Origin of the sequence: Streptomyces sp. NPDC057474 (genome assembly GCF_042802555.1) — a bacterium.
Classification (GTDB): domain Bacteria; phylum Actinomycetota; class Actinomycetes; order Streptomycetales; family Streptomycetaceae; genus Streptomyces.
The window spans coordinates 16,056-38,216 of the sequence record NZ_JBHVDX010000001.1; the positions used below are offsets into that span (position 1 = coordinate 16,056).

Sequence of the window (22,161 nt, forward strand, 5' to 3'; positions counted from 1 at the left end):
CGGTCACTCCCAGGGTTCAGATCCACATGAACTGGGCCGGTTCCTCGACGGGATCGTCCGGGTCCCTCGAATCGCTCGGATCCCCTGGACTCCCCGGGGCGTCGGACGGCGGATCGCCGGTCGGATCGGGAGCGCTCGTCGTCGGGGTGTCGGTGGGCGGGCCGCTGTCCTGCGGTGGGGGCGGATCGGGGTCGGGAGTCGTCGGCGGCCTGGTCGACTTGGTGGGGCTGGGCGGCGTCGACGGAACGGTGGGGGTGGAGGTGGGCGTGGGGTCCGGCGAAGGCTCCTCGGAGGACTTGGACGGCGACGGCGCCAGTGACGTGCCGCCCGTCGAGGGGGGAATGGTCGACTCCGTGGGCGACGAGCCGCCGTCCGGCGGGGAGGATTCCCCGCCCGACGGGGTCGTGTTCCGGTCCGTCGGCTTCGAGTCGCTCTCCGACGGCGACCCGCCCGACGACGTGCCGTCCGACGACGTGCCGTCCGACGACGATCCGTCCGACGACGATCCGTCCGACGACGATCCGTCCGTCTCCGAGGGCTCCGTCGGCCCCGGACCCGTCCTCGTGGAGCCGGAGTCCGAGCCCGACCCTGAACCCGAGCCTGACCCCGACCCCGACCGGGGCTCCGAGTCGTCGGTGCTCTCTTCGGAGGTCCTGCTCGGCCAGTCCACGTGCAGCGCAACCGCGGCGCCGAACCCCAGCTCGGCGCCCGGCCCGGGGCTGGACCCGGTCACCGGTGCGTCACCCGGCGGCATCTCGTCCCCGGCGACGGTCACCGCCAGGCCCTTGTCCGCCATGGCCGCACTGGCCTCGCCGAACGTCATCCCCCGCACCTTCGGCACGGCCTGCCGCGCCCGCGTGTCGAACGTCGTGTCGGACTCGCCCGTGGTGCCGACGTCCCGGCTGATTCCCTGGTCCGGGTCCTCGACGTCGACGAGCTTGATCTCCTTCAGCGGCTGAGGCGCGGGCTTGACGACGACCACCGCGGACTCGTCGTAGCCCTTCCACTCCTTGTTGTCGCCGGCGAACTCCACCTCGATGCGCTCGGGGTCCTCGTCGAACGCGCGCAGCGGATTTCCGCAGCTGCACTTCACGGCGGGCAGGCCCTGATCGTCGACCAATACCGCGATACCGGCTTCCAGCAGCGCGTCGAAGGGGACGGCTTTGCCCTTCTTGTAGTCGTGGTTCTTCGCGAGGGTGTCGTGGCGCAGGAGAACGGGCGTGAGTTCGTCGAGATAATGTCCGATGCCGTCGACATCGATTCCGGCGATCCGGGCCCATTCCTGAGCCTTTTTCTCGTTCTCGGGAGCGGTGAGGAAATCCTCCAGCTTGCGCACGTCGCAGACCTTCGGTTTCTGCGTGCCGCCGTACAGGCCGGGGGTGTTGCCCTGTTGCAGACCGCTGTGCGGCTCCAGGGACCTGAGGTCGGGCTCGTCCCGGCCCAGCTGTTCGCCCTCGTCGAAGAAGGGTGCGAGGGACGGTACCCCCGCGGCCACCGCCTTCACCGCGAGCAGCGACGGGGCCGAGTCACCGCAACCACTCAGGACCACCGCGCCCACCAGCAGGACGGCGATTCTCCGGGCAGTCGATTTCCCGGCCTTTCGCAAACATGTTCGCAAGCATGCGTGAATTGTCATGACCGCTCCCCCCGGCGGTTTCCCCCGTCACCCCGCAGCGCGGACGCGGGGCTCACGCATCATGCTACTGAAGGGCAAAGCCTTTCGGTCAAGGAAAAAGGAAAGGAGCGCGGTCGTGTGGCCAAACAAAAGAATGGGGACACGGCGGAGAAATGTGGGTTCAGCGACTGCGTGCGTTGAGTGAGGCGAGGTAGGCGTTGTACGCCTCGAGTTCCTTGTCGCCGTCCCGGTCGGCCGCGCGGTCCGTGCGCCGGGCCTGCCGCTGCTCGGAGCCGTACCACTGGAAGAGCAGCGCGAGCAGCACGAGCACCGAGGGGATCTCGCTGAACGCCCAGGCGATGCCGCCGGCCGCGTTCTGGTCGGCGAGCGCGTCGATACCGAGGGAGGCGGGCGGGTTCTCGTACGTCTTCACCATCGGCGTGGACGCCATCATCAGCGCGATGCCGAAGAACGCGTGGAACGGCATGCCCGCGAACAGCTCCAGCATCCGGATCAGATAGCCGGGCCGGTGCGGCCCCGGGTCCACGCCCATGATCGGCCAGAAGAAGAACAGTCCGACCATCAGGAAGTGCGTCATCATCACGATGTGGCCCGGCGTCGACCCCATCAGGAAGTCGAACATCGGCGTGAAGTACAGCCCGTACAGGCTCGCGATGAACATCGGGATCGTGAACGCCGGATGCGTGACGATCTTCATGTACCAGCTGTGCAGGAACATCAGCAGCAGCTCACGCGGCCCCTTCCGCCCTCTCCCCGCCACCGGCAGCGCCCGCAACGCCAACGTGACCGGCGCCCCGAGCAGCAGCAGGATCGGAGCCAGCATGCTGATCACCATGTGCTGCACCATGTGCACGCTGAACATGACCATGCCGTAGTCGTTCAGCCCGGTACACGTCACCAGCATCACGAGCAGCACACCCACGACGAACGCGACCGTCCGCCCCACCGGCCACTTGTCCCCCCGCCGCACGAGCCGCACGACGCCCCAGCCGTACAGGGCGAGCCCCACCAGACAGGCGACGAGGAAGAACGGGTCGGCCGACCACGCGAGTCCCCGCCCGAGGGTGAAGGGCAAAAGCCCCATACCATGCCCGCTGTGGTCCATCCGCCGGCTCCTGCTTCGTGGGGGGTTGTGCTGTCTGTCCGCCCCCAGACTAGAACCGCCCCCGGCCGCGTTTGCGACCGGGGGCAGGGCAGCGGGCCCCGTCAGGGGCGCGGGGCTGTGTCGATATGCGGCTCCGCCGCGTGGGCGCGGTCAACCACGAACCACCCGCAGCCCGCACACGACACTCACGACCGAGCTGTCATCGGCACTCTCAGAGAACGCACTCCGCCTCGGCGTACCGCTCCTCCGGAACGGTCTTCAACGTCTCCACGGCCTCAGCCAGCGGCACCATCACGATGTCCGTCCCCCGAAGCGCCGTCATGTTCCCGAACTCCCCCCGGTGCACGGCCTCCACCGCATGCCACCCGAAGCGCGTGGCGAGCACCCGGTCGTACGCCGTGGGCGTCCCCCCTCGCTGGACGTGACCGAGAATCACGGGCCGCGCCTCCTTGCCGAGGCGCTGCTCCAGCTCGATCGACAGCTGCCGCGCGATCCCGGCGAACCGCTCGTGCCCGTAGATGTCCTTGCCGCCCTCGTCGAACTCCATGGACCCGGCCTTCGGCTTGGCCCCCTCCGCCGCCACGACGATCGCGAACCGCTTGCCCGCTTCGAAGCGCTCGCCGACCCGCGCGGCCAACTCCTCGATGTCGAAGGGCCGTTCCGGTACGACGATGGCGTGCGCGCCGGCCGCCATGCCGGAGTGGAGCGCGATCCAGCCGGTGTGGCGGCCCATGACCTCCACGACCAGGACCCGCTGGTGGGACTCAGCGGTGGTCTTCAGCCGGTCCAGGGCCTCCGTGGCGACACCCACGGCCGTGTCGAAGCCGAACGTGACGTCCGTGACCGCGATGTCGTTGTCGATGGTCTTCGGCACACCCACGATCGGCAGGCCGTTGTCCGACATCAGCCGGGCCGCCTTCAGCGTGCCCTCACCGCCGATGGGGATGATCGCGTCGAGGCCGAGCTCCTCGACATGGCCCTTCGCCCGCGCCACACCGTCTCGCAGATGTGAGGGCTGGATCCGGGAGGAACCGAGGATCGTGCCGCCGCGGGCCAGGATGCCGGCCACCGCGTCGAGGTCGAGCTTGAGATAGTCGCAGTCCAGCAGACCTTTCCAGCCGTCCCGGAAGCCGATGACCTCGTCGCCGTGGTCGACGACGGCGCGGTGCACGACGGACCGGATGACGGCGTTCAGCCCAGGGCAGTCGCCGCCGGACGTGAGGACACCAATGCGCATAGCCCGAATACCTTCTCGACGTGGGCCGGGGACCGGACCACGTTGTCCGGCTGGAATCCCCGCCACCCTACCGGCGGCAGGGGGCGGGGCCGTAGCGGGCGTCCGCCTGCTGGACGCCCCTGCACAGGTGAGCGGAGCCCTGGTCAGACGGGCTTTCACACATGAGCGGGGGCGGTGTCGGACGGGCTTTCGTACGGGCACTGAGGAACCGTTTCTCAGGCGCCTCAAGCTTCCTGCCGGACGTCCTACGCGGGCTGCTGGGCCGAGGAGATGCGCTCGTCGCGCAGCGCCTCGAACCAGCGGTCGTCGGTCGGCGGCAGCGCGTTCACGTCCAGCGCCAGCTTCAGCAGCAGGTCCGCGATCTGCGGGTTCCGCGCCAGCACCGGCCCATGCATGTACGTGCCGAACACGGTGTCGTTGTACGCGCCCTCCGTGCCGTCGCCCGTGCCGTTGCCCTTGCCGAGCCGCACCTGTGCGAGCGGGCGGGCGGTGGGGCCGAGGTGGGTGATGCCCTGGTGGTTCTCGAACCCGGTCAGCTGGGGCATCCCGAGGCGCGGGTCGATGTCCGCGAGGACGTCGCCGACGCACCGCTCGCCCTCGCCGCGGGTCGTCGTCACGTCGAGCAGGCCGAGGCCCGGCTCGCGCTGACCGAGGTCGTTGACGAACTCGTGGCCGAGGATCTGGTACCCGGCGCAGACCGCGAAGACGATCGCCCCGTTGTTCACCGCCTGGTACAGATGCCGGTCCCGGCGCAGCCGCTCTGCGGCGAGCCGCTGCGGCCGGTCCTCGCCGCCGCCGATCAGATAGATGTCGCCGGAGGTCGGGATCGGCTGGTCGCTGCGCACGTCCAGCCGGGCCACGTCCAAGCCGCGCTGCCGCGCCCGGCGCTCCACGACGAGGACGTTGCCCTGGTCGCCGTAGGTGCTGAGCAGGTCCGGGTAGACCCAGACGATCCGCAGGCTGTTGTCACTCATGAGTCAGTGCCCCTCAGAGTCGTTCGTGGTCGGGTGCTCAGTTGCCCACGCGGCGGCGCAGGTCCTGGAACGCGGTGTAGTTGGCGATGACCTCGATCCGGCCCGGCGGGCACATCTGCACCGCCTGGTCGAGGGTGTCGCAGACCTGGAAGTGCTGGTTGGCAACCTCCAGCCGCACCGCCAGGTCGAGCTTGCGGTCACCCAGCACGAAGATCGGGTGGCCGGTCAGCCGTGTGTAGTCCACGTCCCACAGCCAGGAGGTGTCGGTGCCGTCGGCGCCGCGCGCGTTCACCGACAGGATCACCGGCGACGGCGGCGGGTCGATCAGCGAGAACGTCTCCAGCCAGCCCGCCGGGTTCTTGGCGAGCAGCAGCCGCAGATCGCGCTGCATGAACTGCACCACGTCATACCGTCCGGCGACCGCCTGCACCTGGTACATGCGTTCCAGGGCGACCTGCGGGGGCACACCGAAGACGGCGGCGGTGGCGGCCGAGGAGGCGGCGTTGGCCTTGTTGGCGCGGCCCGGCAGCTGCAGGTGGATCGGCCAGGCCGAGCCGTGCGGGTCGAGGACGTGGTCGCCGGAGAGCGCCCAGCTCGGCGTGGGGCGGCGGAAACCGCACTCGCCGCAGAACCAGTCGTCGCCGGGCCGCTGCATCACACCGCCGCAGGACGGGCAGGACCAGGCGTCGTCCTTCCACATCTGGCCGACCGCGACCCAGATCACGTTCGGGGACGACGAGGCCGCCCACACGATCAGCGGGTCGTCGCAGTTGGCCACGACGACGGCCTTGGTGCCGGCCAGGCCCTCCCGCCACGCCTCCGCCATCATGCGGGTCTCGGCGGCGCGGTCGAGCTGGTCGCGGGAGAGGTTGAGCAGCGCGATGCACTTGGGGTCGGTGTCCCGCGCGACACCGGCGAGGTACTTCTCGTCGACCTCGATGACCGCGAACTTGGAGTCCGAGTTCCCGGCGAGCGCCGAGGTGATGCCCGCGGGCATGTTGGCGCCGAGCGCGTTCGAGACGACCGGGCCCGCGGCCCGCAGTGCCTCGGCGATCAGCCGGGTCGTGGTGGTCTTGCCGTTGGTGGCCGAGACCAGGACGACGTCGAGGCTCTGTGCGAGCCGGGCGAGGAGGTCGGGGTCGAGTTTCAGTGCCACCCGGCCGCCGATCACAGATCCGCTACCGCGCCCCGCGGCACGCGATGCCGCCGCGACCGCTTTGCCCGCCGTCACGGCCAGCTTGGCCCGCGGCGTGAGCGGGTCCGAGTTGCCTGCCATCAGTTCTCGATCCTCCTTGCGTACAGCGCCGCGCCCTGTCTCGGCAACGTGTGGACCAAAGCCTATCGAGATCCACTCACGCGCCCGAATCTCGACCGGGCCTTGCACGCGACGTTGCACTGGCTGGACCGGCGATATCGGGTCTGAACGTACTCTTGCGGCCATGCGAAGCGGCTCGATTCCCGGCGCCCGAGGGCGCGTTCTCCCCATGACACTGCTCGGGGACCCCGTATTGCAGGCGCCCTGTGAAGAGGTGACGGAGTTTGGGTCCGAACTGGCGCGACTTGTGGAGGACATGTTCGCGACGATGTATTACGCGCGGGGCGTGGGGCTCGCCGCGAACCAGGTGGGCCGGGGGCTTCGGGTGTTCGTGTACGACTGTCCGGACGACGAGGATGTGCGGCATCTCGGCCATGTCGTGAATCCGCGGCTCGTCTCCGCTGAGGGGATCGTACTGCGGGGGCCCGAGGGGTGTCTGTCGCTGCCCGGGCTGGAGGCGGGGGTGGAGCGGTACGACGAGGCCGTGGTGGAGGGGTTCACGGTGGACGGGGACCGGGTGCGGGTGTGGGGGAGTGGTTTCTTCGCGAGGTGCCTTCAGCATGAGTGTGATCACCTCGAGGGCCGGGTGTATGTGGACCGGCTGAGTGGGTGGCGTCGTTCCCGGGTGATGCGGAAGGTCGCGAAGGCGCCGTGGGGGCGGTGAGTTCGACGGCGGGTGCGGGTTCGTTGTGGCTGGTCGCGCCCACGCCGGCGGAGCCGCGCATCGATAGCCCCGCGCCCCTGAAAGCAAAAGACCTGGACCCTCAGAACCCGGGGCCGCCCACCTTGTCGCCCGCCGCTGCCAGGCGGCCCCACAGCAAGTCCGCCAGGCTGCGGACCAACTCTGCTCGTGTGCAGGGGCGTTCGCCTAGCCACCAGTCGCCCGCCGCGTGCATCATGCCTACGATGCCGTGGCCCCAGACGCGGGCGAGCCGGTGGCTGTCTGGGCCGAGGTCGAGGCGGTCCTCTATGACCTTGCCGAGTTCCTCGCCCATGCGGCGCAGGAGGGGGGCGGAGTGTTTGCCGACGTCGAAGCCCTGGTCGCCGGGGTGGCCGCCCTCGGCGGGGTGCATGAGGAAGCGGTACACCTGGGGGCGGGCCTCGATGGCCGACAGATAGGTGTCGAGGGTCGCCTCGACGCGTTCACGCCGCTCCGCCGGGGCGTCCAGCGCGGCCCGCAGGGAGTCGAGAAGGGCATCGGTGTGGCGCTGGGCGAGAGCGGCGTAGAGTCCGCCCTTGTCACCGAAGTGGCGGTAGAGGATCGGCTTGGTGATGCCGGCTTCGGCCGCGATGGCGTTCATCGACGCCTGGGGACCGTCGCGGAGCACGACTCGGTCCGCGGCCTCCAGCAGCTCGCGCCGACGGCGATCGGCGGACCGCTCCTGGTCGGTCCGCTGCGTGGTGTCCATGAGTCTCTCCCCCAAATGCTGATGACGGTGACGCCCTGCGCAAACTAACACTGATTGGCACGCCCCGATCGAACGGGCTACCGAGCCTGACTCGGGAGTTGACTTTTCCTACCGACCAGTAACAGACTCGCGTTACCGCAGGTAACATCTTAGTGCAGTGCTGGAGGCGCGTCATGGCCGAGTTCACCATGGAACTCAACGAGGAACAGCGAGAGGTCCGCGACTGGCTCCACGGATTCGCCGCCGATGTGATCCGCCCCGCTGCCGCGGAGTGGGACGAGCGCGAGGAGACCCCCTGGCCGGTGATCCAGGAGGCCGCCAAGGTCGGCATCTACTCCCTCGACTTCTATGCCCAGCAGTACTTCGACCCCACCGGCCTCGGCATCCCCATGGCCATGGAGGAGCTGTTCTGGGGCGACGCGGGCATAGCCCTGTCCATCGTCGGCACCGGCCTCGCCGCCGTGGGCGTCCTCGCCAACGGCACCGAGGAGCAGATCGGCACCTGGATCCCCCAGATGTACGGCGACGCCAATGATGTGAAGGTCGCCGCGTTCTGCTCCTCCGAGCCCGACGCCGGTTCCGACGTGGCCTCCATGCGCACCCGTGCCGTGTACGACGAGGCCAAGGACGAGTGGGTCCTCAACGGCACGAAGACCTGGGCGACCAACGGCGGCATCGCGGGCGTCCACGTCGTCGTCGCCGTGGTCGACCCCGACCTCGGTTCCAAGGGCCACGCGTCCTTCATCGTCCCGCCGAACACACCCGGCCTGTCCCAGGGCCAGAAGTTCAAGAAGCACGGCATCCGCGCCTCCCACACCGCCGAGGTCGTCCTCGAGGACGTGCGCATCCCCGGCTCCTGCCTCCTCGGCGGCAAGGAGAAGCTCGACGAGCGTCTGGCGCGGGCCCGCGAGCGGGCGAAGGCCGGTGGAGAGCGCGTGAAGAACGCGGCGATGGCCACGTTCGAGGCGTCCCGCCCGGCCGTGGGCGCCATGGCCGTGGGCACCGCCCGTGCCGCGTACGAGGTCGCCCTCGACTACGCCAAGACCCGTGAGCAGTTCGGCCGGCCCATCATCGACAACCAGGGCGTCGCCTTCCAGCTCGCGGACATGCGGACGTCCGTCGACGCGGCGCGGCTGCTGGTGTGGCGGGCCTCCTGGATGGCGATCAACGGCAGGCCGTTCACCGCGGCCGAGGGGTCCCAGTCGAAGCTCTTCGCGAGCGAGACGGCGAAGAAGGTGACCGCGCAGGCCATTCAGATTCTGGGCGGCAACGGGTACACCAGGGAGTACCCGGTCGAGCGGATGCACCGTGACGCTGCCATCTACACCATTTTCGAGGGTACGAGTGAGGTGCAGCGGCTGGTGATCGCTCGGACCCTGTCGGGGATGCCCATTCGGTAGCGCCGTGGGGGTGTCGTGCGATTCGGGCTGCGGGAGCGTCGTGGTTGCTCGCGCCCACGCGGCGGAGCCGCATATCGATACAGCCCCGCGCCCCTGACGGGGCGCTGATCAGCGGCGACACCAGTGAACCGACGGGAGCCTTCGATGACGCGCACGGCCGTACGACTGCTGGAGAGCACCACCGCGAAGCTCGCCCCGGACGCCGACGCCAACCCCCTGCTGCCCTTGATCGCCTCCGGTACGGCCGGCCTCCACCCCCTCGCCACGCTCGCCCTGGAACAGCGTCTGGTCATCGCCGCCGATCTCCGCTCCTTCCGCCATCTGGCCGAGCGGTCGGCGGCCGAGGAACCGGCGAGCGCCCCCTTCTTCGAGATGCTCGCGGAAGGGGAGTCGTTGGCGGCGGAGCGGCTCGGGGCGTACGCCGAGGCGTGCGGCGTGGATGCGGAGGGGGCCCGGACGTACGAGCCCCTACCCGGCTGCCAGGCCTACCCGTCCTACGTCGCCCGTCTCGCCCTGACCGCGTCCCCGGCCGACGTGGTACTCGCCCTGAGCGCCAACTTCGCCTCCTGGGGCGGCTATTGCGCAGCCATCGCGAAGGCCCTGCGCCACCACTACGCCTTCACCGACGAGGCCTGCGCCTTCTTCGACTTCTTCGCCGAGCCGTCACCGGAGCTGGAGGAGAGGGCGAGGACGGCGGTACAGGCGGGATTGGACGCGGGACGGATCGATGACCACCTCGTAGTCCGTTACGGCCGCCTGCTGCAGAGCTACGAATCGATGTTCTGGCACACACTCGCGCCCCGTTAGGGGCGCGGGGCTGTGACATTTGCCGCTCCGTCGCCTGAGCGCGAGCAACCACGACGCACCCGCGGAAAACGACTAACCCGACGCGGCCCCACTACTGTGCGCGATGCAAGCCACGTCGATCCGGTCCGCCAGCTTCGCCAGCTCGATCGTCAGCGCCGCCACCGTGTCCTCGTCGAGTTCCTCACCCGCCTCCACCAGGTGCAGCCACCGCCCGCCCACCGTCCGCAGCAGCTTGCTCACATCGGCCGCAGACACCTGCAAGGTCCCGCGGTCGTCGACGATCAGAGGCAGAGTCACTTCGCGGTTCACAACGGGGATGGTAGCCGCGGAACGCTCACGCCCCGTGCCACACGGTGGTGATGTTGCAGAACTCCCGGATTCCGTGTCCGGACAGCTCACGCCCGTAGCCGGAGCGCTTGACCCCGCCGAACGGGAACGCCGGGTGGGAGGCGGTCATCCCGTTGACGTAGACCGCGCCCGCGTCGAGGTCCCGGACGAACCGTTCGACCTCGGCGGTGTCCCGTGTCCACACGTTGGAGCTGAGCCCGAACGGCGTGTCGTTGGCGATCGCGATCGCTTCGTCGAGGTCGGCGACCCGGTACAGCGTGGCGACCGGGCCGAAGGTCTCCTCCTGGTGCACACGCATCTCGGGGGTGATGTCGGCGAGGACGGTCGGCGGGTAGAACCAGCCGGGCCCGTCGGGGCGTTCGGCGCCGCACAGGACGGTGGCGCCGCTCTCCACGGCCTCGTCGACCAGTTCCTCCAGGTCGTCGCGGCCCCGCTCGCCGGCGAGCGGGCCGACGTCGGTGTCCTCGTCGAGCGGGTCGCCGACCTTCAGCGCCTTCATGGCCTCGACGAACCGCTCGGTGAAGGCGTCGTACACGTCGGCGTGCACGATGAACCGCTTGGCGGCGATGCACGACTGCCCGGCGTTCTGCACCCGGGCGGTGACGGCGATCTCGGCGGCCCGGTCGAGGTCGGCGGACGGGAGGACGACGTACGGGTCGCTGCCGCCGAGCTCCAGGACCGTCTTCTTGACCTCGTCCCCGGCGACCGAGGCGACGGCCCGGCCGGCGGGCTCGCTGCCGGTGAGGGTGGCGGCCTTCACGCGCGGGTCGCGCAGGATGTCCTCGATGGCGCCGGAGCCGACGAGCAGGGTCTGGAAGCAGCCCTCGGGGAAGCCCGCCCGGCGGAAGAGGTCCTCCAGGTAGAGCGCGGTCTGCGGGACGTTGGAGGCGTGCTTGAGCAGGCCCACGTTGCCGGCCATCAGGGCGGGCGCGGCGAAGCGGATCACCTGCCAGAGCGGGAAGTTCCACGGCATCACGGCCAGCACCGGGCCGAGCGGCCGGTAACGGACCAGGACGCGGGACGCGCCCGAGTCCTTCACGTCCGCGTCGGACGGTTCCACGTCGGTGAGCAGCACCTCGGCGTGGTCGGCGTACCAGCGCATCGCCTTCGCACACTTGGCGGCCTCGGCGCGGGCCTGCTTGACGGGCTTGCCCATCTCGGTGGTCATCACCTTGGCGATATCCTGCGTGTCCTCGTCGAGGAGCTCGGCGGCCCTGTGCATCAGCCGGGCGCGTTCCGCGAAGGACGTCGTCCGGTACGTGTGGAACGTGGTGTCGGCGGTGGCGAGGCGGCGCTCGATCTCCTCCTCGCCCAGGGCGTCGTAGGTCTTGAGCGTCTCGCCGTTCGCCGGGTTGACCGTGGCGATGGGCATGGCTGGCCTCCTGCGTGGGCTGTCCTTCGACCTTCCCGCGCGACGGCGTACGCCGCAACGCGGACTCAGTGCGAGTGCTCCAGGAGACGGTCGAGAAACTCCGCCTGTGCCGGGACGAGCACGGCGCGGGCCCGTTCGACGGTGAGCCACTCCACGCGGTCCAGCTCCGGGAACTCCTGGATCCGCCCCGACCTCGGCGGCCACTCCATGCGGAACGTCCCCGGCACGACGGTCGCCGGGTCGAGGTCCGCCTCGATCGCCCAGGCCGTGACGACCTTGCCGTTCGACTGCCGCACCTCGCCCAGCGGTACGGCCTCCCCGTCGGGCGGCGCCAGCCCCAGCTCCTCCTGGAACTCCCGGCGGGCCGCCTCCCAGGCGGGCTCGTCCGGCTCGTACTCGCCCTTGGGCACGCTCCAGGCCCCCGCGTCCTTGTGCGCGAAGAACGGGCCGCCCATATGGCCGAGCAGGACCTCGACGCCGTGCTCGGTGCGGCGGTGGAGCAGCAGACCGGCACTGCGCTTGGGGGTGGTCAACGAGTCACCTCGGGGTGTGCGGCGAGCAGGGTCTCGACCGTATCGGCTTCCGCCGGGGTCTTGTCGTCGCGATAGCGGATCACGCGGGCGAAGCGGAGGGTGACGCCGGCCGGGTAGCGGGTGGAGCGCTGGAGCCCGTCGTAGGCGATCTCGACGACGAGTTCGGGGCGCACGGTCACGCCCCAGCCGTGCTCCTTGACGGCCAGCTCCGTCAGCCGTTCGGTCTGCCAGGTCAGCAGGGCGTCGGTCATGCCCTTGAAGGTCTTGCCGAGCATGGCGAAGGAGCCGTCGGCGGCGCGGGCGCCGAGGTGGAGGTTGGAGAGCTTGCCCGTGCGGCGGCCGTGGCCCCACTCGGCGGCCAGGACCACCAGGTCGAGGGTGTGCACGGGCTTGACCTTCAGCCAGGAGGCTCCGCGTCGGCCCGCGCTGTAGGGGGCGTCGAGGGCTTTCAGTACGACACCTTCGTGGCCGCGTTCCAGGGTTTCGGCGAGGAATCGCTCCGCCTCGGGCAGGTCGTCGGGACCGGCCACGAGGGTGCGCCGGACTCGCATGGGCTCCGGGACGAGACGCGCCAGTACGGCGTGACGGTCGGTGAAGGGCAGGTCGAGGAGGTCCTGGCCGTCCACGGACAGCGCGTCGAAGAAGACCGGCGAGACGGGCACCTGCCTGGCCGCCGTCGCCACGTTCAGCCGCGAGCCGACCCGCCCGGCGGTCTCCTGGAAGGAACGCGGCCGCCCGTCCTCGTCGAACGCGATCACCTCCCCGTCGAGGATGAACCGTTCACCCTGCAACTCCAGCGCTGCGGAGGTGAGTTCGGGCAGGCGGTCGGTGATGTCGTCCAGGGTGCGGGTGTAGAGCCGAACGTCGTCGCCGTCGCGGTGGACCTGGACACGGATGCCGTCCAGCTTCTCCTCGACCGCGCACCGGCCCAGCTTCGCCACGGCCTCCGTGACGGAGGACGCGCTGTGCGCCAGCATCGGCAGGACGGGCTGCCCGACGGTGAGCCGGAACCATTCGAGGGCCGGCGGTCCCTCCGCCAGCAGGGCCTGTGCCACGGTCTGGAGCGATCCGGTGAGCATCACCGCCCGCCGTACGTCGGTTGCGGGCGCCCCGGTGGCGGCGGCCAGTCCCTCCACGGCCACGGCGTCCAGGGCGCCCTGGCGGACCTCACCGGTGAGCAGGCCGAACAGGTACCGCTGCTCGTCCTCGGTGGCCGCCGCCAGCAACTCGCCGACCAGGCGCCTGCGTTCGGCCTGGGAACCGGTTCCGGTGGCGCCGCCGATCGTCGTCAGCCGGGCGTCCACCTCGCGGACGGTGAGGGTGGGGGCCGTGGCCGGCGGGATCTGCTGGTCCAGGACCTTCCAGCCGATGCCCAGGCGGCCCTGTGGCAGCCGGCCCGCGAGATACGGGATGACGATCGGTACGTCGTCCGCGTCGGCGTCACGGAAGAGTTCGGCGAGCAGGGCGGTCTTCCGGGACCGGGCCGTGGTGGAGGCCACATCCTGTGAGGTGCGGGCCAGCCGGGCGAACAGCATGTGGCCATGGTCCTACGAGGGATCGCCGGGCGCCTATGGGGAGGGGGTACGGGTGGTTAGGCGAGTGCGGGTGCGTCGTGGCTTGTCGCGCAGTTCCCCGCGCCCCTGGACGATGGCGCCTCGGGCCGATCGATCACGCCGCGTCCAGGTCCGTCATCAGTAGTTCTCCGTTGATCGTGGCTCCCGCTCGGTATCGCATCCGGGGCGTCGCGACGGGGAGCGTCGCCGTATCCGGTTCAGGGCGCGAAGCGCCCGTATCGCTGTCAGCCTTTGCCGAGGTGATGTGAACGCGTGTGCCCGTGATCACCGATTGGGGTGGTGGCTGTGGGTTCGGGGGGCGTTTGTGCGGCTGTCGTACGTATGGTCCTTCGAAGGGGTTCGGGGCGGTGCAGGGTCCGGGCCGGGGGGCTGTGAGGGGGAGAGATGGTGCAGGTGGGGGTGGCTGCGGAGGCCGGGCATGCCCGTTACACCTACCGGCTGCGCGTGTCGTCCACCGCCCGCACCGCCCTGGCTGCGGAGTGGGAGCGATGCAGGTGGGTGTGGAACGAATGCGTTGCCAAGTCCAAGGCCGTACATCTGAGCAACAGGGCCACCGGCCGCAAGGCCAAGGCCACGTGCGGCCCGGCTCAGCTCGACAGGATGCTGACCGAAGCCCGCGCCCGTACGCCGTGGCTGCGTGAAGGCTCTTCGGTTGTCCAGCAGCAGGTCATCCGTGACTTCGGCCGATCCCGCGCCAAGGCGCACAAGGACATCAAAGAGCGCCTGCCCATGGCGCGCCGGGCCGGGATGCCCACATACAAGAAGAAGCGCGAGGTGCTGCCGACCCTGAACTACACGAAGCGCGGGTTCCGGCTGAAGGACGGCCGATTGCACCTGGCGGGCGGCATCGTCCTGGCGGTGGTGTGGTCACGGGAACTGCCGGCCGTGCCGTCCTCGGTGCGCGTGTACCAGGACAGCCTCGGGCACTGGTACGGCTCGTTCGTCGTCCCTGCCCAGGTCCAGCCCCTGCCGGAGACCGGCCGCGCACTCGGCGTCGACTGGGGTGTGAAGGAGACCGCGACCACCACGTCCGACGCGCACGACCTCCCGCACGCCGGGCACGGCAGGAAGGCCCGGACGAAGCTGACTCGGTACGACCGGATGATGGCCCGCCGCAAACCGAAGAAGGGCCGGCCCGGATCGAAGGGCTACCGCGAGGCGAAGAAACTACGGGCGAAGGCGCACAAAAAGGTCGCGAGGCAGCGTGAGGACACCGGCCGTAAGTGGGCCAAAAAGGTTGTCCGCGACCACGACGCCATCGCTGTCGCGGACTTCCGCCCGAAGTTCCTGGCCAGGACCACCATGGCCCGCAAGGCCGCTGACGCCGCCATCGGCGCCACCAAGGCCGCCCTGATCGAGATGTGCCGCAAACACGGGCGGGACATCCGCCTCGTGGACCCCGCGCACACCACGATGGACTGCGCGCGCTGCGATGCGAGAGCCAAGCACGCACTGCCGCTGGGTGAGCGTACCTACACGTGCACCGCCTGCGGAAACGTGTCCCCACGGGACAAGAACTCCGCACGCGTGATGCTCGTCCGGGCTGGTCTCAACCCGGCTGGTGCCGATGGCGGAAGACCTCCTGGAGCGCTGCTCCAGAAGGCAGCCTGAGCCAGGAATCCCCTTCCCTTCAGGGAGGGGAGGATTCAATTCGTACTGCTCGGTCATGGTCATGGTGACCACCTGCACGACGACAGTCGCCCGAGTGCTGCCGTATTGACAAACCCATTTGCCGAAACTGCAATGTGGGTATGAAGGAGTCGAGTGGGACGAGTGAGGGGAACGGCGGGACGGACGAGGTTCTCGCCGGGGTCGGGCCGCGGTTGCGGCGGATCCGGAAGGAGCGGGAGGCGACGCTCGCCGGGCTGTCGGAGGCGACCGGTATCTCGGTGAGCACGCTGTCGCGGCTGGAGTCGGGGCTGCGCAAGCCCAGCCTGGAGCTGCTTCTGCCGATCGCGCGGGCCCACCAGGTGCCGTTGGACGAGCTGATCGGGGAGCCGCCGGTCGGTGATCCACGGGTGCGGTCGAAGCCGATCCAGCGGCACGGGCGGACGTACTGGCCGCTCACCCGGCAGCCGGGCGGCCTCCAGGCCTTCAAGGTCCTCGTGCCCCAGTCGCAGCAGGAGCCGGAGCCGCGCACCCATGAGGGCTACGAGTGGCTGTATGTGATGTCCGGGAAGCTGCGGGTCGTGCTCGGCGAGCATGATGTGGTGATGGTGGCCGGGGAGGCCGCCGAGTTCGACACCCGGGTCCCGCACTGGTTCGGGTCGACGGGGGAGGGGCCGGTGGAGTTCCTCAGCCTGTTCGGGCCGCAGGGGGAGCGGATGCACGTACGGGCCAGGCCCGCTCGTTCGTGACGCACGCTACTGGTCCCGGGCTGTTCCCCGGAGGGCAAGCGACCGCTTAGTATGCATGTGACAGTCGACCCCGGTCAGACGAAGAAGTCCGAAGCAGTCCGTGGAGGCACCGCATGCAGGCATGGCAAGTGCACGAGAACGGCGAGCCGAGCGAGGTGATGCGGCTCCAGGACGTGGAGCGGCCCACGCCCGGTGACGGCCAGGTCCTGCTGAAGGTGCGCGCCGCGAACATCAACTTCCCGGACGTGCTGATGTGCCGGGGGCACTACCAGGTCAGGCCGCCGCTCCCCTTCACCCCGGGTGTGGAGATCTGCGGCGAGACCGAGGACGGGCGCCGGGTCATCGCCAATCCGGCGCTGCCGTACGGCGGTCTCGCCGAGTACGCGGTCGCGGATGCCGCCGCGCTGCTGCCCGCGCCCGAGGCGCTGGACGACGCCGAGGCCGCGGCCCTGCACATCGGTTACCAGACGGGCTGGTTCGGTCTCCACCGCCGGGCCCGGCTCGAAGCCGGGGAGACCCTGCTCGTCCACGCTGCCGCCGGAGGGGTCGGCAGTGCGGCGGTGCAGCTCGGCAAGGCGGCCGGCGCGACGGTCATCGGTGTCGTCGGCGGCGCCGACAAGGCGGCCGTGGCCCGGGAGCTGGGCTGCGACGTGGTGGTCGACCGGCGGAGCGAGGACGTCGTCTCCGCCGTGAAGGAGGCCACCGGAGGCCGGGGCGCGGACGTGATCTACGACCCCGTGGGCGGCGAGGCCTACACGCAGTCGACCAAGGTCGTCGCCTTCGAGGGACGCATCGTGGTCGTCGGCTTCGCCAGCGGGACGATCCCCAGCCCCGGCCTCAGTCACGCCCTCGTCAAGAACTACTCGATCCTCGGCCTGCACTGGGGCCTGTACAACACCAAGAACCCGAAGCTGGTCCAGCACTGCCACGAGCAGCTCACCGAGCTGGCGGTCCGGGGCGTCGTCAGGCCGCTGGTGAGCGAGCGCGCGCCGCTCGACGGGGCCGCGGCCGCCGTGCAGCGCGTCGCGGACGGTGTCACCACGGGCCGGGTCGTCGTCGTACCCTCGCTGGAGAACGGAGCCGCCGCATGACCGAGGCAGCCGACCTCAGGCGCCGCACGGCCGAGTTGCTGGCGGCGTATCCGCCCGACACGACGGACCGACTGGACTTCCTGCGCGCCCGCTTCGACGCCGGGCTCGCCTGGGTGCACTACCCCGAGGGCCTCGGCGGGCTCGGTGCCCCGCGCTCCCTCCAGGTCGTGGTGGACGCGGACCTGGAGGCGGAGGGCGCCCCCGACAACGACCCGCGCCGCATCGGCATCGGCCTCGGCATGGCCGCGCCGACGATCCTCGCCTACGGCACGGAGGAGCAGAAGCGGCAGTACCTGCGGCCGCTGTGGACGGGCGAGGAGGTCTGGTGCCAGCTCTTCAGCGAGCCCGGCGCCGGATCCGACCTGGCCGCGCTCGGCACCCGGGCCGTCCGTGAAGGCGACGAGTGGGTGGTCAACGGGCAGAAGGTGTGGACGTCCAGCGCGCACGTCGCCCGCTGGGCCATCCTCATCGCCCGCACCGACCCGGACGTGCCCAAGCACCGGGGCATCACGTACTTCATCTGTGACATGACCGACCCGGGCGTCGAGGTCCGGCCGCTGCGCCAGGTCACCGGCGAGGCCGAGTTCAACGAGGTGTTCATCACCGACGTCCGTATCCCGGACTCCCGGCGCCTCGGCGGGATCGGCGACGGCTGGAAGGTCGCGCAGACCACGCTCAACAACGAGCGCGTCGCCATCGGCGGTATGCGGCTGCCCCGCGAGGGCGGCATGATCGGCCCGGTCTCCAAGACCTGGCGCGAGCGTCCCGAACTGCGCACCCACGACCTCCACCAGCGGCTGCTGAAGCTCTGGGTCGAGGCCGAGGCCGCCCGGCTCACCGCCGAGCGGCTGCGCCAGCAGCTCGTCGCCGGACAGCCCGGCCCCGAGGGCGCCGGCATGAAACTCGCCTTCGCCCGCCTCAACCAGGAGATCAGCGGCCTTGAGGTCGAACTCCGCGGTGAGGAAGGCCTGTTGTACGACGACTGGACCATGCGGCGCCCGGAGCTGGTCGACTTCGTCGGCCGCGACGCCGGCTACCGCTACCTTCGCTCCAAGGGCAACAGCATCGAGGGCGGGACCACCGAGGTCCTGCTGAACATCGTCGCCGAGCGCGTCCTGGGCCTGCCCAGCGAGCCGCGCACCGACAAGGACGTCGCCTGGAAGGACCTCGCGCGATGAGCACACAGCCCGACCTGCTGTACTCGGAGGAGGAAGAGGCCCTCCGCGCGGCCGTCCGCGACCTGCTGACCGACCACTGCGACGCGGCGGGCGTCATCGCACGCGTCGAGTCGGACGCCCCGCACGACCGTGAACTGTGGAAGCTGCTCGCCGACGGCATGGGCCTCGCCGGGCTGCTCGTGCCCGAGGAGCTGGGCGGCCAGGGCGCCACGCACCGCGAAGTTGCCGTCGTCCTGGAGGAGTTGGGGCGCGCGGTCGCCCCGGTGCCGTTCCTCACGAGCGCCGTCGTCGCCACCGAGGCCCTGCTGGCCGACGACGCCGGTGACGCCGGAGACCTGCTCGGCGACCTCGCCTCCGGCCGGCGGATCGGCGCCCTCGCGGTCGCGCTGAACCTGTCCGTCGGCAGCGCCTACAAGGTCGTACGGTTCGAGGACGGCGCCCTGCACGGGGAGTTGACCGGCATCGCGGACGCGGCTGTCGCCGATGTGCTGCTGGTGCCCGCCGACGACGGCGGCCTCTACGCGGTGGACGCCTCCGCCGCGACCGTCACCCCGCAGGTCTCGCTGGACCTGACCCGGCCGCTGGCGAAGGTGGTGCTCGACGGGGCGCCGGGCCGGCTCCTCGGCGACGCCGAACCCGCCGTCCGCCGGGCCCTGCGCGCCGGGGCCGGACTGCTGGCCTCCGAGCAACTCGGCCTCGCGGAGTGGACGTTGACGGAGACGGTCCGCTACCTCAAGGAGCGCAAGCAGTTCAACCGACCCGTCGGTGGCTTCCAGGCGCTCAAGCACCGCCTCGCGCAGCTGTGGCTGGAGGTCGTCAACCTGCGGGCCGCTGCCCGGAACGCGGCCGACGCGCTCGCCACCGGCAGGGACGACGCCGACCTCGCGGTGGCCGTCGCGCAGGCCTTCGCGGCGCCCGTGGCCGTGCACGCGGCCGAGGAGGCGCTGCAGTTGCACGGTGGGATCGGCATGACCTGGGAGCACCCGGTCCACCTGTACCTGAAGCGGGCGAAGGCCGACTCGATCGCGTACGGCACGGCGGGCGCCCACCGGGCGGCGTTGGCCGAACTGGTCGACATCCAAGCCCCCTGACATACAACTGGAGAAGATCAGGGAAAGCCCGCCCCGCCTGGGGCGGGCTTTCTCATGTGCGCACAGCGGCCCGAGTGAACGTACGACGGCGGTCCGGCCAACTCCCCGCACGGCACTGCTCATCGGCCCCTTCCGGCTCGCATACTCGCTGAGTCCGCAACCGGCCCCACCCGGGAGGCAGAGCATGGCCCTCACCACTCGTCGCAGAGCGCTCACCACCCTCGGCGCCGCCCTCGCGGGTGCGGTCGCCCTGCCCGCCACGAGCGCGCTGGCCGGCGAACAGAAGCACCGCCCGCACCCGCTGTGGCGCGCGCACGCGCACAACGACTACGAGCACCCGCGCCCCCTCCTCGACGCCCTCGACCACCGCTTCGGCAGCGTCGAGGCCGACATCTTCCTCGTCGGTGACCAGTTGCTCGTCGCCCACGACGCCACCGACCTCGACCCCACCCGCACCCTCGAATCGCTCTACCTGGACCCGCTAGCCGCCCGCGTCCGCGCCAACCACGGCTCGGTGTACCGGGCGCACCGGGGGCCGCTGCAGCTCCTCATCGACATCAAGACCGAGGGTTCGTCCACGTACCTCGAACTCGACCGCCATCTGCGGCGCTACCGGCACCTGTTCACGACATACGCGCACGGCCGGGTACACCCGGGCGCGGTCACGGCCGTGATCTCCGGGGACCGGGCCGCCCGTGTGCCCATGGAGGCGCAGACCGTGCGGCGCGCCTTCTACGACGGCCGGCTCGCCGACCTCGTCAGCGCGACGCCCGCGCCCGCCTCCTTCATCCCGCTGATCTCCGACAACTGGACGCTCAACTTCACCTGGCAGGGCGTCGGTCCGTTCCCGGAGGCCGAGCGCGCCAAGCTGCGCACGATCGTCTCGACGGCCCACGGGCGCGGGCAGACGATGCGGTTCTGGGCGACGCCCGACCTGGCGGGCCCGGCTCGGGAGGCGTTGTGGGGCGAGTTGGTCGCGGCCGACGTCGACCACCTCAACACCGACGACCTCGCGGGCCTCGAAGCGTTCCTGGACGCCCACCGGCCGGCGTAGACACCACTCCTTCGGCGGACACGTCAGCCGCACGGACCAACCCTCCGCTACGCCACACTTACGGCCGAATGCCGCGAAGTGGGCGTGGCGGAGGAGGTTGACGATGGCCATTTCCATCTCTGTGGTGGTGCTGCTGGTGATCCTGACGGTGGTCTTCATGCGCAATGGCGCGCTGAAGTTCTCGCACGCCGCCGTCTGTGTCCTGCTCGGCTTCTACATGGCCAGCACGAGCCTCGCGCCGACCATCCACAACGGCCTCACGGCGACGGCGGACATCGTCAGCAGTCTGAGGCCGTGACGTGTTGGCGGGTGCGGGTTGTATGTGGTTGCTCGCGCAGTTCTCCGCGCCCCTGAGAAGCAGGGGCTGCGCCCCGTGCCTTTCCCCGGAGTTCACGGCTTCGCGAACACGCCGATGCCGTTCGGTACCGCGCGTTCGGTGCCGTCGCTCGGATGGTTTCGTACGGTGACGGTGGTCGTGCCGGGGGCGCGGGCGACCAGGGTGGACGAGCCGCCGCCGTCCAGGCTGAACGCGTCTACGGAGCCCAACTGCCGCATGGTGTCGGCTACTTCGGCGATGGTGAGCCCGGTGCGGTAGGCGGCGGCGCCGTCCAGGGCGAGGAGCAGGAGGCGGTGGCCGCCGTCTGCGACACCCGCGGCGGTGCGTACCGCCGAGGTCGTGTCGTCGAGGCCGGGGAGCGGCCGGCCGCCCCGCATGACCGGGTAGCCGCCGAGCGCGAAGGCGTACGGGGTTCCGGTCGAGGCGACGAGGCGGTGCCGTACCTCCACCGGGTCGCCGGGGGAGAGCTCGCGCAGCTGCTGGGCGCCCGCCTCGCGGCCGACGAGGACGGTGGCGCCGGCCTCGACGGCGCCGCTGCCGGGGGTGCCGGCCGAGCGGACCACACGGCCGTCCGCGACCAGCACCTCATGGGTGTCGGTGCTGCACGGCGCCGCCCGGTCGGTGTCCGTGCCGCAGACTGCGCGCATCCGGGAGACGCTGCCCCAGTCCGAGGTGAACGCCCCGACGGAACCGACCGGCAGGGCGTACTGGTTGAGGCCGCGGAGCGGGAGATCGCCCTCGGCGGTGGTGACGGAGCCGTCGAGGGCGATGCTGTCGAGGCGGGCCGTGCCGCCGGTCGTGACGCCCAGTACGTCCTTGGTGCCCGTGCCGGGCGGCAGGGCCGGGCCGAAGCGCTGGCCCTTCGGTACGGCGGCCTTGAGCGCGTGCCCGTCGGCGATCGCCGGGCCGACCGGCGCTCCGGTGGCCGCGACGCCCGGATGCTGGGTCTCGGTGATGTTGAAGAAGTCGCCGTTGACCCCGGCCACGGCACCCGCCGACGAGGCCAGCCGGGACACGGTCGCCCGCGCGGCCACCTTCCCCGGGTACAGCAGCCCGAGGCCCACCTGGCGGTTGCGCAAGTCGACGCTCAGCACATGGGCGTGCGTCACGCCCTTGGCCGCCTGGATGTCGAACTGGCTGTACTCGATGCCCGGTGCGATGACGACGGCCCGGGGCGCGCCACTGGCCGGTGCCGCCCCCACGAGGGCCGCGCCGGTCAGCACGCTCCACGCCGCGAGAACCGTCAATACCGTTCTGAACCGTCCAGCACGACGTGTCACGGCGCCCCCTGATGTCTCGTCAACTGTCCCAGGACTCAGGAGAAGTGGACCAGACGACTATCG

At 70.6% G+C, this 22,161-nt stretch carries 21 protein-coding genes; 10 read left to right on the plus strand and 11 right to left on the minus strand.

Going from position 1 to position 22,161, the window contains the following annotated elements:
• Window positions 1-16 precede the first annotated feature (16 nt).
• From ACFU53_RS00100 to ACFU53_RS00120, 5 genes are all read right to left on the minus strand, one after another.
• Window positions 17-1,549, minus strand: a complete 1,533-nt coding sequence (locus tag ACFU53_RS00100) for a DUF6777 domain-containing protein (RefSeq protein ID WP_383983920.1) — start codon at window positions 1,547-1,549, stop codon at window positions 17-19.
• A 247-nt stretch (window positions 1,550-1,796) separates the two neighbouring features.
• Window positions 1,797-2,741: a cytochrome c oxidase assembly protein gene (locus ACFU53_RS00105; protein WP_383983923.1), complete on the minus strand. Its 945-nt coding sequence runs from the start codon at window positions 2,739-2,741 to the stop codon at window positions 1,797-1,799.
• A gap of 211 nt (window positions 2,742-2,952) precedes the next feature.
• Entirely contained in the window at window positions 2,953-3,978 is a 1,026-nt protein-coding gene (locus ACFU53_RS00110; RefSeq protein WP_383983926.1) for a 6-phosphofructokinase, read from the minus strand.
• Window positions 3,979-4,223: 245 nt separating this feature from the next.
• Window positions 4,224-4,952 carry a type 1 glutamine amidotransferase gene (locus ACFU53_RS00115; protein WP_383983929.1) on the minus strand — a complete coding sequence of 243 codons (729 nt, stop codon included), beginning with the start codon at window positions 4,950-4,952 and terminating at the stop codon, window positions 4,224-4,226.
• A gap of 37 nt (window positions 4,953-4,989) precedes the next feature.
• Complete coding sequence (locus tag ACFU53_RS00120; RefSeq protein ID WP_351403784.1) at window positions 4,990-6,228, minus strand: MurT ligase domain-containing protein; 1,239 nt, start codon at window positions 6,226-6,228, stop codon at window positions 4,990-4,992.
• Between the two features lie 163 nt (window positions 6,229-6,391).
• Between ACFU53_RS00120 and def the strand changes: the two genes are divergently transcribed.
• Window positions 6,392-6,931, plus strand: coding sequence for a peptide deformylase (gene def, locus ACFU53_RS00125; RefSeq protein ID WP_383983932.1), 540 nt, complete (start codon window positions 6,392-6,394; stop codon window positions 6,929-6,931).
• A 100-nt stretch (window positions 6,932-7,031) separates the two neighbouring features.
• Here def and ACFU53_RS00130 read toward each other — a convergent pair whose 3' ends face one another.
• Window positions 7,032-7,676, minus strand: coding sequence for a TetR family transcriptional regulator (locus tag ACFU53_RS00130; protein WP_383983935.1), 645 nt, complete (start codon window positions 7,674-7,676; stop codon window positions 7,032-7,034).
• A gap of 173 nt (window positions 7,677-7,849) precedes the next feature.
• On the opposite strand from ACFU53_RS00130, the gene ACFU53_RS00135 reads away from it, so the two are divergent.
• Together ACFU53_RS00135 and ACFU53_RS00140 are read left to right on the plus strand one after the other, a co-directional pair.
• Entirely contained in the window at window positions 7,850-9,076 is a 1,227-nt protein-coding gene (locus tag ACFU53_RS00135; RefSeq protein ID WP_383983938.1) for an acyl-CoA dehydrogenase family protein, read from the plus strand.
• Window positions 9,077-9,220: 144 nt separating this feature from the next.
• Complete coding sequence (locus tag ACFU53_RS00140) at window positions 9,221-9,883, plus strand: transcriptional regulator (protein WP_383983941.1); 663 nt, start codon at window positions 9,221-9,223, stop codon at window positions 9,881-9,883.
• 72 nt (window positions 9,884-9,955) lie between these two features.
• Here the strand turns inward: ACFU53_RS00140 and ACFU53_RS00145 are convergent, their stop codons facing one another.
• The 4 genes from ACFU53_RS00145 to ACFU53_RS00160 form a co-directional block, all read right to left on the minus strand.
• Complete coding sequence (locus ACFU53_RS00145; protein WP_037704958.1) at window positions 9,956-10,192, minus strand: DUF6213 family protein; 237 nt, start codon at window positions 10,190-10,192, stop codon at window positions 9,956-9,958.
• Window positions 10,193-10,217: 25 nt separating this feature from the next.
• Complete coding sequence (locus ACFU53_RS00150; RefSeq protein ID WP_383983944.1) at window positions 10,218-11,603, minus strand: NADP-dependent succinic semialdehyde dehydrogenase; 1,386 nt, start codon at window positions 11,601-11,603, stop codon at window positions 10,218-10,220.
• A gap of 65 nt (window positions 11,604-11,668) precedes the next feature.
• The gene (locus ACFU53_RS00155) at window positions 11,669-12,136 is read right to left on the minus strand and encodes an NUDIX domain-containing protein (protein WP_383983947.1); all 468 of its coding nucleotides are present in this window, start codon (window positions 12,134-12,136) and stop codon (window positions 11,669-11,671) included.
• Window positions 12,133-13,671, minus strand: a complete 1,539-nt coding sequence (locus tag ACFU53_RS00160) for an ATP-dependent DNA ligase (protein WP_383983950.1) — start codon at window positions 13,669-13,671, stop codon at window positions 12,133-12,135. Before ACFU53_RS00160 ends, ACFU53_RS00155 begins: the two co-directional genes overlap by 4 nt.
• Before the next feature lie 423 nt (window positions 13,672-14,094).
• Here ACFU53_RS00160 and ACFU53_RS00165 point away from each other — a divergent pair, with 423 nt between their 5' ends.
• From ACFU53_RS00165 to ACFU53_RS00195, 7 genes are all read left to right on the plus strand, one after another.
• The gene (locus ACFU53_RS00165) at window positions 14,095-15,321 is read left to right on the plus strand and encodes an RNA-guided endonuclease InsQ/TnpB family protein (RefSeq protein WP_383983953.1); all 1,227 of its coding nucleotides are present in this window, start codon (window positions 14,095-14,097) and stop codon (window positions 15,319-15,321) included.
• Between the two features lie 140 nt (window positions 15,322-15,461).
• A complete protein-coding gene (locus tag ACFU53_RS00170) occupies window positions 15,462-16,067 on the plus strand; it encodes a helix-turn-helix domain-containing protein (protein ID WP_383983956.1) in 606 nt (201 codons plus the stop codon).
• A gap of 113 nt (window positions 16,068-16,180) precedes the next feature.
• Window positions 16,181-17,158 (plus strand): NADPH:quinone oxidoreductase family protein, encoded by a 978-nt coding sequence (locus ACFU53_RS00175; protein WP_383983959.1) that lies wholly within the window; start codon window positions 16,181-16,183, stop codon window positions 17,156-17,158.
• Entirely contained in the window at window positions 17,155-18,336 is a 1,182-nt protein-coding gene (locus ACFU53_RS00180; protein ID WP_383983962.1) for an acyl-CoA dehydrogenase family protein, read from the plus strand. The genes ACFU53_RS00175 and ACFU53_RS00180 overlap by 4 nt, the downstream gene beginning before the upstream one ends.
• Window positions 18,333-19,427, plus strand: a complete 1,095-nt coding sequence (locus tag ACFU53_RS00185; RefSeq protein ID WP_383983964.1) for an acyl-CoA dehydrogenase family protein — start codon at window positions 18,333-18,335, stop codon at window positions 19,425-19,427. Before ACFU53_RS00180 ends, ACFU53_RS00185 begins: the two co-directional genes overlap by 4 nt.
• A gap of 184 nt (window positions 19,428-19,611) precedes the next feature.
• Window positions 19,612-20,481 (plus strand): phosphatidylinositol-specific phospholipase C/glycerophosphodiester phosphodiesterase family protein, encoded by an 870-nt coding sequence (locus ACFU53_RS00190; RefSeq protein ID WP_383983968.1) that lies wholly within the window; start codon window positions 19,612-19,614, stop codon window positions 20,479-20,481.
• Window positions 20,482-20,584: 103 nt separating this feature from the next.
• Entirely contained in the window at window positions 20,585-20,779 is a 195-nt protein-coding gene (locus ACFU53_RS00195; protein ID WP_383983971.1) for a hypothetical protein, read from the plus strand.
• 92 nt (window positions 20,780-20,871) lie between these two features.
• Here the strand turns inward: ACFU53_RS00195 and ACFU53_RS00200 are convergent, their stop codons facing one another.
• Window positions 20,872-22,041: a phosphodiester glycosidase family protein gene (locus tag ACFU53_RS00200; protein ID WP_383984208.1), complete on the minus strand. Its 1,170-nt coding sequence runs from the start codon at window positions 22,039-22,041 to the stop codon at window positions 20,872-20,874.
• Window positions 22,042-22,161: the final 120 nt, after the last annotated feature.